Source organism: Streptomyces sp. NPDC027672, from assembly GCF_055566335.1.
In genome coordinates this window covers 232,764-248,634 of sequence record NZ_JBVHSO010000012.1, presented here as the reverse complement: position 1 = coordinate 248,634, position 15,871 = coordinate 232,764, and the positions used below count along the sequence as shown (strand labels likewise).

The 15,871-nt window shown below is 73.6% G+C and carries 10 protein-coding genes and 1 pseudogene; 2 read left to right on the top strand and 9 right to left on the bottom strand.

What is annotated here, in order from left to right; all coding sequences use genetic code 11:
* Positions 1-91: 91 nt before the first annotated feature.
* The 4 genes from ACZ4SV_RS27760 to ACZ4SV_RS27745 form a co-directional block, all read right to left on the bottom strand.
* Positions 92-481 (bottom strand): hypothetical protein, encoded by a 390-nt coding sequence (locus tag ACZ4SV_RS27760; protein WP_365880345.1) that lies wholly within the window; start codon positions 479-481, stop codon positions 92-94.
* Between the two features lie 115 nt (positions 482-596).
* Positions 597-4,316, bottom strand: coding sequence for an ABC transporter ATP-binding protein (locus tag ACZ4SV_RS27755; protein WP_468007300.1), 3,720 nt, complete (start codon positions 4,314-4,316; stop codon positions 597-599).
* Positions 4,317-4,736: 420 nt separating this feature from the next.
* A complete protein-coding gene (locus ACZ4SV_RS27750) occupies positions 4,737-5,816 on the bottom strand; it encodes a cobalamin-independent methionine synthase II family protein (protein ID WP_468007298.1) in 1,080 nt (359 codons plus the stop codon).
* A complete protein-coding gene (locus ACZ4SV_RS27745; protein WP_468007296.1) occupies positions 5,813-6,328 on the bottom strand; it encodes a hypothetical protein in 516 nt (171 codons plus the stop codon). Before ACZ4SV_RS27745 ends, ACZ4SV_RS27750 begins: the two co-directional genes overlap by 4 nt.
* Before the next feature lie 248 nt (positions 6,329-6,576).
* Between ACZ4SV_RS27745 and ACZ4SV_RS27740 the strand changes: the two genes are divergently transcribed.
* Entirely contained in the window at positions 6,577-7,104 is a 528-nt protein-coding gene (locus ACZ4SV_RS27740; RefSeq protein ID WP_468007294.1) for an EF-hand domain-containing protein, read from the top strand.
* A gap of 243 nt (positions 7,105-7,347) precedes the next feature.
* On the opposite strand, the gene ACZ4SV_RS27735 is transcribed toward ACZ4SV_RS27740, so the two are convergent.
* The 5 genes and pseudogenes from ACZ4SV_RS27735 to ACZ4SV_RS27715 form a co-directional block, all read right to left on the bottom strand.
* The gene (locus ACZ4SV_RS27735; RefSeq protein WP_468007292.1) at positions 7,348-8,268 is read right to left on the bottom strand and encodes a serine hydrolase; all 921 of its coding nucleotides are present in this window, start codon (positions 8,266-8,268) and stop codon (positions 7,348-7,350) included.
* A 777-nt stretch (positions 8,269-9,045) separates the two neighbouring features.
* Positions 9,046-9,672 (bottom strand): annotated as a pseudogene (locus tag ACZ4SV_RS27730) (GntR family transcriptional regulator); the annotation flags it as partial.
* Between the two features lie 122 nt (positions 9,673-9,794).
* Positions 9,795-11,480, bottom strand: a complete 1,686-nt coding sequence (locus ACZ4SV_RS27725) for a thiamine pyrophosphate-binding protein (protein ID WP_468007290.1) — start codon at positions 11,478-11,480, stop codon at positions 9,795-9,797.
* The gene (gene speB / locus ACZ4SV_RS27720) at positions 11,477-12,457 is read right to left on the bottom strand and encodes an agmatinase (protein WP_365880951.1); all 981 of its coding nucleotides are present in this window, start codon (positions 12,455-12,457) and stop codon (positions 11,477-11,479) included. Before speB ends, ACZ4SV_RS27725 begins: the two co-directional genes overlap by 4 nt.
* Positions 12,458-12,522: 65 nt before the next feature.
* Positions 12,523-13,980: a sodium:solute symporter family protein gene (locus ACZ4SV_RS27715; protein ID WP_468007288.1), complete on the bottom strand. Its 1,458-nt coding sequence runs from the start codon at positions 13,978-13,980 to the stop codon at positions 12,523-12,525.
* Between the two features lie 175 nt (positions 13,981-14,155).
* On the opposite strand from ACZ4SV_RS27715, the gene ACZ4SV_RS27710 reads away from it, so the two are divergent.
* Complete coding sequence (locus ACZ4SV_RS27710; RefSeq protein WP_468007286.1) at positions 14,156-15,841, top strand: PucR family transcriptional regulator ligand-binding domain-containing protein; 1,686 nt, start codon at positions 14,156-14,158, stop codon at positions 15,839-15,841.
* The last annotated feature ends 30 nt before the right edge of the window (positions 15,842-15,871 follow it).

Here is a 15,871-nt window from a genome sequence, read left to right as displayed (position 1 = left end):
CTATCCCAGCAACTGCCGTCCCACCAGAGGGCTTTGCCGGACCGGCCCCGGAACGGCGCCCGGCGGCTCAGCGGCTCAGCGGCTCAGCGGCTCAGCACAGGATCCAGCCCGAGCTGACCGAGTAGGCGCCCACCGCGCCCTTGACCCAGACGCAGCGGTGGCCGGCCTGCACGGTCACCGGGCCGGCGTGGTGCGTGTAGCGGCCCTTGTCGACGACCGGCCGGTTGCCGCGGGCCTGCACGCTGACCGACATGGTCCGCACGGGGCCGGGGTGCCGGGCGACGGTGACGGCACAGACGTAGCCGTCCCGCTTGTAGACGTGGGTGACGCCGGTCTTGAACGGCAGCGTCCGCACCTCTCTCCCGCCGCAGGTCCCGGACGCGGCCTGGGCGGTCCCCGTCGCCGTCAGCGCGAGCGCGCCGGACGCGGCCAGCACGGCCGCGCCGAGTGCCAGCCGCCGGCGTATCGCACCACTGTCCACTCTCGTCCTCCCCGTACCCGGTCACACACTCCCCCGTGCCCGTACTGATGTACGGACGCACGGGGGTACCGGATGGTTGCACGGCCGCCGGCCGTCCGGCCCGCCGGCCACGGCCTCAGCGGGCCGCGCCGACCGGCTCCTCCGGTTCGGACTGGCCGACGAAGGTCCGCCACAGTTCGGCGTACCGGCCGTCGCGGGCCAGCAGTTCCTCGTGGGTGCCGTCCTCGGCGACCCGGCCGCGGTCCATCACCACCACCCGGTCGGCGCGCGCCGCCGTGGTCAGCCGGTGCGCGACCACCAGCGTGGTACGACGGCCCGCCAGCCGGTCGGTGGCCTGGTTGACCTGCGCCTCGGTGGCCAGGTCCAGCGCGGCCGTGGCCTCGTCCAGCAGCAGGACGTCCGGGTCGACCAGCTCGGCGCGGGCGAGCGCGATCAGCTGGCGCTGGCCCGCCGAGAGGTTCCGGCCGCGTTCGGCGACCTCGTGCAGATAGCCGCCCGGGAGCCGGGCGATCATCTCGTGCGCGCCGACCGCCCGGGCGGCCGCCTCCACCTCGGCGTCGGTGGCGTCGGGGCGGCCGTAGGCGATGGCGTCCCGGACCGTGCCCGGGAAGAGGTACGCCTCCTGCGGCACGACCCCGAGCCGGTGCCGGTAGGCGGTCAGGTCCAGGGCGCGCAGGTCGGTGCCGTCGGCCGTGACCCGTCCGGCGGTCGGGTCGTAGAACCGCGCGACCAGCTTGACCAGCGTCGACTTGCCGGCGCCCGTCTCGCCGACGAAGGCCACCGTCTGCCCGGCCGGAATCCTGAGATCGACGCCCGCGAGGGCCTCCTCCTCGTCGCCGTACGCGAAGTGCACGTCCTCGAAGACGATCTCGCCGCGCAGGGAGAGCACGTCGAGCGGCGCGTCGGCGGACTCGGTGGAGGCCGGCTCGCGCAGCAGCTCCTGGATGCGGCCGAGCGAGACCGTGGCCTGCTGGTAGCCGTCGAAGACCTGGGAGAGCTGCTGGACGGGCGCGAAGAACAGGTCGATGTAGAGCAGGTAGGCGACCAGGGCGCCCGTGGTGAGCGTGGCCGCCTCCACCCGGCCCGCGCCCGCGATCAGCACGGCCGCCGCGGCGACCGAGGACAGCAGTTGCACGAACGGGAAGTAGACCGAGATCAGCCGCTGGCCGCGGACGCGGGCGCGCCGGTAGCCGTCGCTGCGCTCGGCGAACCGCCGCGCGCCGTCCCGCTCCCGCCCGAAGGCCTGCACGATCCGCAGCCCGGCCACGGTCTCCTGGAGGTCGGCGTTGACCGCGGAGACGCGCTCGCGGGCCAGCTCGTACGCCTTCACGCTGGCCCGGCGGAAGAAGAAGGTGGCCACGACCAGCGGCGGCAGGGTCGCGAAGACGACCAGCGCGAGCCGGAGGTCGAGCACCAGCAGCGCGACCATGATGCCGAAGAAGGTGACGACCGAGACGAACGCCGTGACCAGGCCGGTCTGGAGGAAGGTCGACAGGGCGTCGATGTCCGTCGTCATCCGCGTCATGATCCGGCCGGTCAGCTCGCGCTCGTAGTAGTCCAGGCCGAGCCGCTGGAGCTGGGCGAAGATCTTCAGCCGCAGCGCGTACAGCACGCGTTCGCCGGTACGGCCGGTCTTCCGGATCTCGCCGGTCTGCGCGGCCCACTGCGCCAGCACGGTCAGCAGGGCGAGCAGCGAGGCCGACCACACCGCGCCGGTGGCCGCCTTCGTCACACCGGAGTCGATACCGTGCCGGATCAGCACCGGCAGCAGCAGACCGGTGCCCGCGTCCACGGCGACCAGCAGCAGGCTGACGAGCAGGGGGCGCCCGAAGCCGCGCAGCAGCCGGCGCAGGCCGTAGGACTCCTCGGGCAGGACCGCGCGGCCCTCGTCGATGTCCGGGGTGTCGGTGGCCGGCGGCAGCGCGTCGACCTGGGCGAGGAGGTCCGGGGTGGCCGGGGTGCCGGCCAGGGCCGGGTCCCTGGGGGTGCGGTCGCCGGTCCACAGCCGGGGCGTGACACCGCGCTCGGCGTCGTACTCGGCGTCCAGCTCCTCGCGGACGGAGGTGTCCTCGGCGGGCTCGGCCGGGCGGACGGGGCCCGGGGAGGCGCCGCCCAGCTCGTCCGGGTCGGTGAGCAGCCGGCGGTAGAGGGCCGAGCGCTCCTGGAGCTCCTCGTGGGTGCCGAGGTCGGCGAGCCGGCCGCCGTCGAGCACGGCGATGCGGTCGGCGAGGTTCAGGGTGGAGCGGCGGTGGGCGATGAGCAGGGTGGTGCGGCCCCGCATCACCTGCTTCAGCGCCTCGTGTATCTCGTGCTCGACGCGGGCGTCCACGGCCGAGGTGGCGTCGTCCAGGACCAGCAGGCGCGGGTCGGTGAGCAGGGCGCGGGCGAGCGCGACACGCTGGCGCTGGCCGCCGGAGAGGGTGAGGCCGTGCTCGCCGACCTTGGTGTCGTAACCGTCGGGCAGCTCTCGGATGAAACGATCCGCCTGGGCGGCGCGGGCGGCGGCCTCGATCTCCTCCATGATGGCGTCCGGGCGGCCGTAGGCGATGTTGGCGCGGAGGGTGTCGGAGAAGAGAAACGAATCTTCGGGGACGAGTCCGATCGCGGCCCGCAGCGAGTCCAGGGTCAGCTCGCGGACGTCGTGGCCGCCGATCAGGACGGCGCCGTGGGTCACGTCGTAGAAGCGCGGCAGCAGCAGCGCGAGGGTGGACTTCCCGGAACCGGAGGAACCGACGACGGCGAGGGTCTCGCCCGGCCGGATCTCGAAGCCGAGCCCGTCCAGGACCGGGCGCCCGTCCTCGTAGCCGAAGGTCACGTCGTCGAACTCGACGGACGCGGGCGCGTCGGCGGGCAGGGTCTTCGTGCCGTCCGCCAGGGACGGCTCGGTGTCGATCAGCTCCAGCACCCGCTCGGTACCGGCCCGGGCCTGCTGGCCGACCGTGAGCACCATCGCGAGCATGCGGACCGGGCCGACGAGCTGGGCCAGGTAGGTGGAGAAGGCCACGAAGGTGCCGAGCGTGATGTGCCCGCGCACCGCCAGCCAGCCGCCGAGGGCCAGCATGGCGACCTGGCCGAGCGCCGGGACGGCCTGGAGCGCCGGGGTGTACCTGCTGTTGAGCCGGATGGTGCGCAGACGGCCCGCGAACAGCCGGCGGCCGACCTCGCGGAGCTTGTTCGTCTCCTGCTCCTCCTGCCCGAAGCCCTTCACCACGCGCACGCCGCTCACCGCGCCGTCGACCACACCGGCCACGGCTGCGGCCTGCGCCTGGGCGTACCAGGTGGCCGGGTGCAGCCGGGTGCGGCTGCGCCGGGCGATCCAGCCGAGGGCGGGCGCGACGGCCAGGGCGACCAGGGTCAGCGGCAGCGACAGCCACGCCATGATCACCAGGGACATCAGGAAGAGCAGGACGTTCCCGATGGTCATCGGGAGCATGAAGAGCAGGCCCTGGATCAACTGGAGGTCGCTGGTGGCCCGGCCGACGACCTGCCCGGTGGACAGCTCGTCCTGGCGGCGGCCGTCCAGCCGGGTGATCGTGCCGTACATCGCGGTCCGCAGGTCGTGCTGGACGTCCAGGGCGAGCCGGCCGCCGTAGAAGCGGCGGACGTAGGTGAGGGCGTAGACGAGGACGGCGGCGCCGACCAGGGCGCCGGCCCAGGGGCCCATGGGGCGGCTGTGGTCGCCGATCACGTCGTCGAGGATCACCTTGGTGATCAGCGGGACGACCGCCATGACGGCCATGCCGGCGAGGGAGGAGCCGAGGGCGAGGACGACGTCCTTCGGATACCGCCAGGCGTACCCCGCCAGCCGCCGTGCCCATCCCCGTTGCGCTGCCACGCGGGTGCCTCCCTGTCGACCTGGTCTACCGGAAAGCACCAACGCCGGCGGATGCGGATTTCATCCCTCCGCAACAATTGCGCCGGCCGCGGTCGGAGGCGGACCGCAGGAAGGAGGGCCTGGTCGTCTGCGGCGGACCGCAGGAAGAAGACCTGGTCGTCTGGGCCGGGTCCTGGCTGCCGTCGCTCACCACGGCGGTCTGCGGGCGGTCCTCGCCGTCACGGCGGGTGACCACCGGCGGGCGAGGCTCGCGGCGCCTGCCGGTGGCGCATCTGCCGCCGCGGCTCCTCGGCCGGCGACGGCCCGCACGACACCGACGGGTCGTGCGGGCCGTCGTACCAACGGGTCGTGCGGGCCGTCGTGACGCGGGTCCCCGCGGTCACCGGCCGGCTTCGGTGACCGCGGGGGCCTTCGCTCAGGTCAGACGCCGAGTTCGCGGGCCGCCCGGGCGGTGCCTTCGACGCGGGCCCTGATCTTGGCGAAGGCGGTGTCGCGGGAGGTGGAGGTGTCGTCGGCGAAGGGGGAGAAGCCGCAGTCGTCGCAGGTGCCCAGGCGGTCCGGCGGCAGGTGACGGACGGCGGCCAGGACCCGGTCGCGCACCTCCTCGGGCGTTTCGATCCGCGGGTCGATGGGGTCGATGACGCCGATGAACACGTGCGCGCGGTCGGGGAGGTGCTCGGCGAGCACGGCGAGGACCCGGTCCGGGTCCCGCTCGCTGGCGAGCTGGACGTAGAAGGCGCCGGCCTCCAGCTTCAGGAGCGCCGGCAGCAGCAGCGCGTAGTCGACGTCCAGGCTGTGGGTGGAGTCCTGGTCGCCGCCGGGGCAGGTGTGGATGCCGATCCTGGCCTGTTCGGTGGCGGAGAAGCGTGCCAGGACCCGGTTGTTGAGGGCGATGAACTGTTCCAGCAGGCTTCCGCTCGGGTCGATCTTCAGCGCGAGACGGGCCTCGGTGAAGTCGATCTGGACGCGGTGGGCTCCGGCGTCCAGGCACCGGCGGATGTCCGTCTCGGCCTCGCGGGTGAGGTCGTCGAGGAAGGCTTCGCGGGGGTAGCCGTCGATGCCGTCGGGCGGGTAGAGGAGGCTGAGCGCGGAGGGCGCGATGACGGCCTGCTTCACCGGGGAGGCCGCGTGCCGGAGCGCCGCTTGGAGGTAGCGGTCGGCGTACACGCCGTAGCGCAGGGGTCCGGCCGTCAGGCGGGGCAGCCGCCGCTGGTGTCCGTCGGCGAACGGGATGACCGCGCCGTCGGGCGCGAGGTGCTTCAGACCGGTCAGGGGGTAGGTGGCGAAGCTGGGCTTGGCCTGCTCGCCGTCGGTGACGACCGGGGAGCCGAGGTCCTCCAGACGGCGGACGGTGTCGCCCACCGCGCGGTCCTGGGCGGCGGCGAGATCGTCGTCGCCGATCCGGCCCGCGGCGTGGTCCGCCATGGCGGCGAGCAGCTCGGCGGGCCGGGGGAGGCTGCCGATCGGTTCGGTGGGGATGCCCGCCGAGGCCCCGCTCACGGCAGGATCTCCAGTTGTGCCTCACCGCTGCTGCCCCGCAGTCCGGACAGCAGGCAGGCGGTGGGCAGCTCGCTGGGGAGCGCGGCAACGATCCGGTGCGCCGACAGCCCCGCACCGCGGCCCTCGACGACCCGGCCCGACAGCCTGACCACGAGGACGCCGGCGACCCGGATGCTGGTGCTGCTGTCGTACACGATCGAGGACCGTTTCCCGTCGGCGTAGCGGACGACTTCCTCCAGGCGCGGGCTGTTCACCGTGACGCAGGACGCCCCGGGCGAGGTCCCTTCCATGGAGCCGGTGGCCGGCACCGTCCGGCCGGGGGCGATCCCGCAGGTGTAGCTCGCCTGGGTCCGGACGTGGGTCTGCTGGGGCAACAGGCCGAGGGGCGGATCGTAGGTGCTGGTGCTGGGGCCCGTGCACACCACGCCCTCCGTGCGCACGGGCTCATGGGCCTGGCCGGCCGGGGCCCACACCACCGTCGAGCCCACCAGGGCCAGGGAACCGACTGCCACCGCAGTGCTGTGTCTGCCGAACATCCACCCTCCACGGATTGCGATCTTCCACAAGGGCTGCATCTACCCGCGCCCGTATCTGCCGGCGCCGGCTCCTTGAAGCACGCCACCCGCGCGCGACGCGCGGCACGCGTGCGAAGACGCCTCCGCGCCCCCCGGATGGCGTCTTGATCGGCAGGCGGAGGGAGAGGACAACCAAGGCGTCATGCGGTGCGCTCACATCCGACGCCACGACGGAAGGAACCACGATGAACCAGACAGCCGCGCAGCAGCTCGTCTTCGCCATGCTGGACGCGGACGGCGACGGCATCGTCTCCCGGGAGGAGTACCTGGCGCGCACCACGAACGTGGCGCGCGCCATGGGGCTGGACCAGGACGACCCGGCCGTCGTCACCGCGCGCACCCTCGGCGAGCGCGCCTGGGAGTCGATGGACGCCGACGGCGACGGGAGGCTGGCCTTCGACCAGTACGCGGCATGGGCCGGCGCCGAAGCGTTCGACACCGTCTGCGCACCCGTCCTCGGCGCGCTCTTCGACCTCGCCGACACCGACCACGACGGCGCCCTCGGCCTCGCCGAGTTCACCGCCCTGCGCACCGCGCTGAACAACCCGGCCGCCAACGCCGAAGCGGCGTTCACGGCCCTGGACGCCGACGGTGACGGCCGCATCGGCCGCGACGACTACATCGCGTCCATCCGCGCCCACGTCACCGGCGACGGCTCCCCCATGGGCAGCGCCCTGTACAGCGCGGCGGGGGCGGAGAGGCTGCCGGCGTAGGGCCCTCGTACGCCGTCCGCCGTCCGCCGTCTTGCCGAGCGCGTCGGAGACGCGGTCGAGGACGACGTGCGGGGAGCGGCACGGCGGGCCGGGGCGGTGGCGGGCCCGGAGGCGGCGGGTCCGGCGGCGGTCGGGCAGTCGACCGCCGCCGGGCCGGCGGCGAGGCCGGCGAGTACGGTGCTCAGGCGCCTGGCCGCCCCCTGGGAGCGGCCGGTGGCGTGCGGGAAGCCGCCTCGTGAAGGGTCAGCCCCGCGGCGCGGCGACGAACGCCTCGCGCGGCTCGCTGGTCGGGGTGTAGCGGGTGACGCCGGAGGTGGCGGGCACCAGGTCCTTGTGGATCGCCTTGGCCACGTTCTGGATGGTGGTCACGCCGTAGTTCATGGTGGCGTTGTCCTGCGTCAGCACGCTGATCATGTAGTCGTGGCCGGCGCCCTTGAAGGTGCCCAGGCTGTGCACCCGCCAGCCGTGCGTGGAGCGCTGGAGCCAGCCGTTCTTGACGTGCACGGAGACGGAGGACGGGGCGCCGGCCGGGGTGCCCCAGCGCTGCGAGGAGACGACCTGGCCCATCAGCTTCAGGATGTAGGCGCGGGAGTTGTCGCTGAGCACGCTGTTCTTGGCGGTGATCAGCTTCAGCAGCTTCTGCTCGTCGTTGACGTTCTCCTGGGTCAGACCCCAGTAACCGCCCGTGCCCGGCACGGTCTTGGTCATCTTGGCGGCCGCCAGGAAGCCCTTGATCTTCGTCAGGCCCAGCTGCTTCCACAGCTTGCTGGTCGCGTTGTTGTCGGACTGGGTGATCATGGCCTTGGCGAGCGACTGCTCGGTGCTCGTCAGGTACCGGTTGTGCTTCTTGGCGTCCCACAGCAGCGTGGCGAGCACGGTGACCTTGACGGTGCTGGCCGAGTCGTAGGCGCTGGTGGCCCGGAGGGTGCAGGTGGTGCCGGTGCTGCGGTCGTACAGGCCGACCGCGACGGTGCCCTTGCGGTTCGCCAGGGCGGCCGTGATGTCCTTCTTCAGCTTCGTGGCCAGGCCCGCCTTGGCGGACGTACAGGCCACGGCCGGTGTCGCCGCGGCGGCCGGGGTGGCGGCGGCGACGGCCGGTATGAGCAGTGCGGCACTGACGGCGGCCGCGAGCGCGCCGGTCCGGCCGGAGGTCCGGTGAGTCATGGAAAAGTCCCCTTGAAGGTTCGTACGGGCGTCCCCCTGAACGCCGTTGAGCGCACCCGTGCGCTGCCTGATGGGACTCGCCAGAGTGGTCGAAAGTTGCACGCACGTTCGGAACAGGGCGGTTCTTTGCCGGATCATCACCGATTCACCGGGGCGCGGCCGTTCCCAGAGCCCCCGCGAGTGGGCATATCAGGCCGGGATGTTCGCCTGATTCCGATAACCGTCCAGTGCGGACGGCTTTGGCTAGAGTTGCCGGTGACGTGCGCTGCGCTGATGGGCGCCACCCGGGGGTACAGGCGCGCATTCGTCGGTGCACGTCAGCGCGGCGGGGTCTGGCCCCGGGTGCCACCGGAGCCAGACCGCAGCGCATGCGCCGGGTGGGTCCGGCCGATTAGAGGCCGGTCGGACTCACCTCGCCATGCGGCGAAGTCGTCCCTTCGGCCCGAATCCCATCCGCGACGTCGCCCTACTTGGCGAACGCCTCCACACACACCGCGACAAGGGGGGCCAGTGGCGTCAGGATCGCGACCGTGACCCGCACCCATCGGGGAAGTGGGTCCGGCTCGCTCTCTGTCGTGCCACGCCTTCTCCTTGCCATGCCAGCGCTCCTCTCGCCGTAGCGTCCCGCGCTGCGGGATCCGGCCCTGGCGGACCGGAGCACTGGACGGCGATCGAAGCACCAGCGACTCAGAGCATACTGGCCACGCGTCGACCGGGTCGGCACCTTCCGGCCATCAAGTCGCTTGGCTGCCGGGGCACTTCCGCCTCACCGGCGGTTCAGGCCCCGAAGTCGTACTCCAGCACGTAGGCCGACGCGTCCAGCACCATTTCGTTGACCTCGACGGCGAGCCCTTCGGCGTCGAAGGCGGTGCGCGCGATCAGTACGACGGGGACGCCCGCGGGAAGCGCCAGCCGCTCGGCCTCCTGTGCGCAGGGCATCCGGGAGCGGATCTCCTCCCGGAACCGGACGGGCCCGCGCCCCAGTTCCGCGAGCCGCGCGTACGTGCCGCCCGGTCCGGTGTCCGGCCGGGTGACCGGGGTGCCCGCGACGAGGGAGGCCGGCAGGTAGGAGGTGGCCAGCAGTACCGGCTTGCCGTCGAGTACGAAGCGGCGCCGCCGGACACAGGCGGGCGCGTCCTCGCCGAGTCCCAGGACGGCCGCCACGCCGGCGGGTGCCGGTTCCTCCGTCACCTCAACCGAGTCCACTGCCAGTTCCCGGTCCCCGATGTCGGTGGACCAGACGGACCGCCCCTCGGCCCACCCCTCCCGCGCGAGCCGCTCGATGCCCCGGCGGCGGACGGGCCGGAAGTCCCGCACGAACACCCCGGCCCCCTTGCGGGCTTCGGCGACGCGCTGGTGTTCGGGCTGCCGCTCCGATTCCCGGCTGCTCATCCCGGCCCCTCCTTCGCTCACCTCTGGTCATCCCTCGTCCGGCGCTCGCCGAAACGGGCGGTGACCGGGCGAGCAGGGCCGCTGCCCTGTCATCGCCGGTGCGCTCGCGGTGCGTTGGGGTTGCCGACCGGTGATCAGCCCAGGTGTGTCGGGGCGAACATCCGCAGGACCGCCGGGAGTACGACCACCGACGGGCCCGGGGTGGACAGGGCCTCGGACAGGGACTCCTCCAGGGTTTCCGGGGTGGCGCGGGTTGCCGGGACGCCGAAGGACTCCGCCAGGGCCACGTAGTCCGGGCGGGTGAGTTCCGTCGCCGTGGCCTGGCCGAAGGCGTCCGTCATGTACTCGCGCAGGATGCCGTAGCCGCCGTCGTCGACGATCAGCCAGGTGACGGGGAGGCCGTACTGCTTGGCCGTGGCCAGTTCGGCGATCGAGTACAGGGCACCGCCGTCGCCGGAGACCGCCAGGACCGGGCGCGTCGGGTCGGCCACCGCCGCGCCGAGGGCCGCCGGGAAGCCGTAGCCGAGGCCGCCCGCGCCCTGGGCGGAGTGCATGAGGTTCGGGCCCTGCGCGTCGAACGCCGACCAGGCCCAGTACGCCAGGATCGTCATGTCCCAGAAGGACGGGGAACCGGCGGGCAGAGCGCGGCGGACGGCCGACAGCACGTGCTGTTCCAGGGTCAGGTCCTGCCCGTCGATGCGGGCCGCCACCTTCGCCAGCAGCTCACGCACCCGCCCCGGCGCCGTCTCGTCCGGGCGGTCCTGTGCCGTCTCCAGCAGGGCCTGGAGGGTCAGGCGGGCGTCCGCGTGGATGCCGATCGCCGGGTGGTTGGACTCCAGCTTGCCGAGGTCGGCCTCGATCTGGATCACCCGGCCCCGGGGCGCGAACGTGTGGTAGTTCGAGGACAGTTCGCCCAGGCCCGAGCCGACCACCAGCAGGACGTCGGCGTCCTGAAGGAAGTCCGTCGTGTACCGGTCCTCCAGCCAGGACTGGAGGGACAGCGGGTGGTGCCACGGGAACGCGCCCTTGCCGCCGAACGTCGTCACCACCGGCGCGTTCAGCTTCTCCGCCAGCAGCCGCAGCTTCCCCGAGGCGTCGGACCGTACGACCCCGCCGCCCGCGATGATCGCCGGGCGGGCCGCGTGCGACAGCAAGTGGGCGGCCAGCGCCGTCAGTTCGGGGCGCGGGACCAGCTCGTCCGGGGTGGCGTCCATCGCCGTCACCACCGGCAGCGCGGCCGGAGCCAGCAGCACGTCCTGCGGGATCTCCACCCACACCGGGCCGTGCGGTGCCGTCAGCGCCGACTTCCAGGCCGCCGCGATGGCGGAGGGGATCTGGGACTGGCTGCGGACCGTGTGAACCGACTTCACCACACCCCGGAACGCGGCCGACTGGTCGGGGAGTTCGTGGAGGTAGCCCTTGCGGGCCCCGCCCAGGCCCGCCACCGGGATCTGGCTGCCGATCGCCAGGACGGGCGCGCTGGCCGCCGCCGCCTCCTGGAGCGCGGCCAGCGAGGTCAGCGCGCCCGGGCCCGTGGAGAGCAGCAGCGGGGCCGCCTCGCCGGTGACCCTGCCGTACGCGTCCGCGGCGAAGCCCGCGTTGTTCTCCACCCGCAGGCCCACATAGCGCAGCGCCGAGCGGCGCAGGGCGTCGAACATGCCGAGGGCGTGCTGGCCGGGCAGGCCGAAGACGGTCGTCGCGCCGAGCCCGGCCAGCGTCTCCACGACCAGGTCTCCGCCGTTGCGCCCCCCGGGAGGGTTCAGGGCGGCGGTGATCTGCGCCGGCGTCGGGCGGAGTACCAGGTCGTGGTCGTGGGTCACTTCGCCTCCGGGGCCTTCCGGGCCGCCGCGATCTGGCGGCTCATGATGGTGGTCAGTTCGTACGCCGTGTGGGAGGCCGCGACCGAGGTGATCTCGGCGTGGTCGTACGCCGGCGCGACCTCCACCACGTCCGCCGAGACCAGGTTGCAGGACGCCAGCCCGCGCAGGATCTCCAGCAGTTCGCGGGAGGTCATGCCGCCCGCCTCCGGGGTGCCGGTGCCGGGCGCGTGCGCCGGGTCCAGGCAGTCGATGTCGATGGAGATGTACAGCGGGCGGTCGCCGATGCGCTGGCGGAGCTGGTCGGCCACCTCGTCGGCGCCACGGCGGTAGACGTCCGCCGAGGTGACGATGCCGAAGCCCATCTTCTCGTCGTCGGTGAGGTCCTGCTTGCCGTACAGCGGGCCGCGGGTGCCGACGTGGGAGAGGGCGGAGGTGTCGAGGATGCCCTCCTCCACGGCGCGCCGGAACGGGGTGCCGTGGGTGTACTCGGCGCCGAAGTAGGTGTCCCAGGTGTCCAGGTGGGCGTCGAAGTGCAGCAGGGCCACCGGGCCGTGCTTCTTCGCGACCGAGCGCAGCAGCGGCAGGGCGATGGTGTGGTCGCCGCCGAGGGTCATCAGCCGGGCGCCGGTGCCGAGCAGGTCGTCCGCGGCGGCCTCGACCGTCTCCACGGCCTCGTTGATGTTGAACGGGTTCACGGCGATGTCGCCGCCGTCGGCGACCTGCGCGAGGGCGAACGGCGAGGCGTCCTGCGCCGGGTTGTACGGGCGCAGCAGCCGGGACGCCTCGCGGATGGCGTTGCCGCCGAAGCGGGCGCCCGGCCGGTACGAGACGCCGGAGTCGAACGGCACGCCCACCACGGCGACGTCGGCCGTGCCGACCTCGTCCAGGCGGGGCAGCCGCGCGAAGGTGGCGGGGCCGGCGTAGCGCGGGACGCGGGAGGAGTCGACGGGGCCGCGGGGCGTCTCGTTGCTGCTCATAGCGGAATGCCTTCTTTCCTGCGCTTCGTCGCGCATGCACTGCTTGTACTTCTTGTCATACGACTCTACTGGTGAGCCGGGACCGCTTCGGACGGGAGTTCGGGTGACCGTCCGGCGAGGCGCTCGCGCCAGGCGGCGAGGACCGCCTCGTCGGTGGGCCTGGTGGCCAGGGACACCACGACGTAGGCCGCGAGGGAGGCCAACAGGCCGTAGTAGACGGGCTCGTTGGCGAGGATGCCGTAGCCGGCCATCAGGCCGATGACGGCCAGGCCGCCGACGGCGACGGCGGCCAGCGCGCCCCCGGCCGTGCCGCGCTTCCACAGCAGGCCGCCCAGGATGGGCACCAGCAGACCGCCGACGAGCAGGTTGTAGGCCACGGTAAGCGCCTCGACCACGTCGTTCAGCGCGATCGCGGTGCCGATCACGGCGAGGCCCATGACCAGGATGAAGACGCGGTTGCCCCGCACCTCGTCGTGCTCCCCGGACCGCCGGGCGAGGCCGCGCAGCCGCGACCAGATGTCGTTGTTGGCGACGGTGGCGCAGGCGATCAGGGCGCCGGAGGAGGTGGACATCACGGCGGCCAGGGCGGCGGCCAGCACCAGGCCGCGCACGCCGACGGGCAGTTCGTCCTTGACGATGGTGGCGAAGGCGTCGTCGGCGCTGCCCAGGTGCGGGTAGAGCACCTTGGCGGCCGTGCCGATCACCGCGCCGGCCAGGGCGTAGGCCAGGCAGTAGGTGCCGGCCACCGTGCCGCCCCACCGGGCGGTGCGGTCGCTGCGGGCGGTGAACACGCGCTGCCAGATGTCCTGGCCGATCAGCATGCCGAAGGTGTAGATCAGCACATAGGTGAAGATCGTCTCGCCGCCGATGCCCAGCGGGTCGAAGTAGCCGGCCGGCAGCTCGGCCCGCATCGCGCCGAAGCCGCCCGCCTTGACGACCGCGATGGGCAGCAGCAGGAGCAGCACGCCGATGGTCTTGACGACGAACTGCACCATGTCGGTCAGCGTGATGGACCACATGCCGCCGAGGGTGGAGTACGCCACGACGATCGCGCCGCCGAGGATGATCGCGACCGTGCGGTTCACGTCGAACAGCACGTCGAAGATGGTGGCGTAGGCGATGGTGGAGGTCACCGCGAGCATGAGGGTGTACGCCCACATGACCACGCCCGAGATCAGGCCGGCCCGGCCGCCGTAGCGCAGGTCGAGCATCTCGGAGACGGTGTAGACCTTCAGGCGGGAGATGCGGGCGGAGAAGAAGACCGACAGGGCGAGCAGTCCGAGGCCGATGGTGAAGACCATCCAGGCGCCGGACAGGCCGTACCGGTAGCCGAGGCCCACGCCGCCGATGGTGGACGCGCCGCCGAGGACGATCGCCGCCATGGTGCCGGAGTACAGGGCGGGGCCCAGCCGGCGGCCGGCCACCAGGAACTCGCTCTTGGACTTGGCGCGGCGCATGCCCCACCAGCCCATGGCCAGCATGCCGGCGAGATAGACGACGATCACGGTGTAGTCGACGGCCATGGGGCGGTCCTCCTTCGCGCACTGTCCGGTGGCGTGTCGTGCAACTGCTTCGGTGTGGGGCCGGCAGCGGCTCGCGGGGACATCCGCCCGTACCCGCGGCTGCCGTGCTCCCCTGACAGTAGGTGGCCGGAAAGCGACTGCGAAGTGTACGTTTCATCCATAGGGACGGGGTGGAATGGAGGGATGGCACACCATGCCGGAGACGACCGCCCCGGCCGTCCCGCCGACCCCGCCGGTGCCGCTCCAGGCGCTGCTGGCCCGCGAGGACCTGGCCCTGCGGCAGATCGCCGGACCGGCGGGCCCGGACATCGTGATCCACTGGGCGCACACCTCGGAGATGGCCGACCCCTATCCGTATCTGCTGGGCGGCGAACTGCTGCTCACGGCCGGGGTGCACATCCCGGCGGGGGCCGGCCCGGACGGGACGGACCTCCCGGCGGCGACCGGCCCGGACCTCCCCGCGGGGGCCGATGGCGGCCGGGGTGCCGCCGGCCGGGAGGTGCCGGTGCCGGGGCCGGGCGACTACTTCGACGGCTACGTCTCCCGGATCGTGGCGGCCGGCGGCGCGGCCCTCGGCTTCGGGGTGGCGCCGGTGCACGACACGGTCCCGCCCGCCCTGGCCGCCGCCTGCGACCGGCACGGCCTGCCGCTGCTGGAGGTCCCGCCGCAGACCACGTTCTCGGCGGTGGCCCGCGCGGTCTGGCAGCTCATGGCCCAGGCCCGGCTGGCCGAGCTGCGCCGGGTCACCGAGGCCCAGCAGGGTCTGGCCGCGGCCGCCTCCCGGCCGGACCCGGTGCCCTCGGTGCTGCGCCGGCTCGCCCGGCACCTCGGCGGCCGGGCGGTGCTGTACGGCCCCGACGGCACGGAGGTCGCGGGAGCGGGCCCGGAGGCTCCGGAGGGCCTGCGCACGGCCCTGGCCGACCTGTCCGCCGTCGTCAGACCCGCACCCCGGCCCGCCTCCCCGCCCGCATCCGCGTCCCGGCCCGCCGCCCCGCCGCCTGGCGCCCCGCCCGCTGCTCCCCCGGCCGCGCCGCCTCCCGCCGCCCGGCCCCGTCCCGCGTCCGCCACGGCCACCTTCGGCGCCGCTCACCTCGCCGTCTACGCCCTCGGTGCCGGCGAGGGCTTCGTCCTCGGCGTGGCCGGCGACCGGCGCGAACCCGGTGACCACACCATCGCCTCGGTCGCCGCCGTCCTGCTGGCGCTGCTGACCGGGGAGCACCACAGCGGGGCCGGCGCCGCCCGGTCCTCCGCGCTGGTGCGGCTGCTGCTGGGCGCCGCGCCCGAGGAGGCGGCGCCGCTGCTCGGGACCGGGCCCTGGCTCGTCGTACACGCCCGGCCGCAGGGCCAGGCGCCGGACCCGGTCGCCGCCTCCGCGCTCGGCGCCGCCCTGGGCTCGCCGCTGGTCGACCTCGCCCGGGACGTCGTACGGGTGCTGGTGCCCGCCGGCCGGGCGCCGCGGCCGCAGCCGGGCTGGACACTCGGGGTGAGCGCCCCGGCCGGGCCGCGCGAGTGGCCGGCCGCCGACACCCAGGCCGCCCGCGCGCTCGCCCGGGCCCGCGCCACCCGGGTCCCGCTGCTGCGGCACGCCGTCCGGCCGGCGCTGGCGGACCTGGTGCCGCCCGCGGAGGCCGAGACGCACGCCCGTACGCTGCTCGCCCCGCTCGCCGGCCGGGAGGCGCTCGCCGAGACCCTGCGCACCTGGCTGTCGCTGCACGGCAGTTGGGACCGTACGGCGGTGGCGCTGGGCGTGCACCGCAACACCGTGCGGCAGCGCATCGCCCGCTGCGCGGCCCTGTTGGAGACCGATCTGGACGACCCGGACACGCGCATGGAGCTGTGGTTCGCGCTGCGGCGGGGCTGAGGCGTGACGCCCGTCCCAGCGGGCGATATG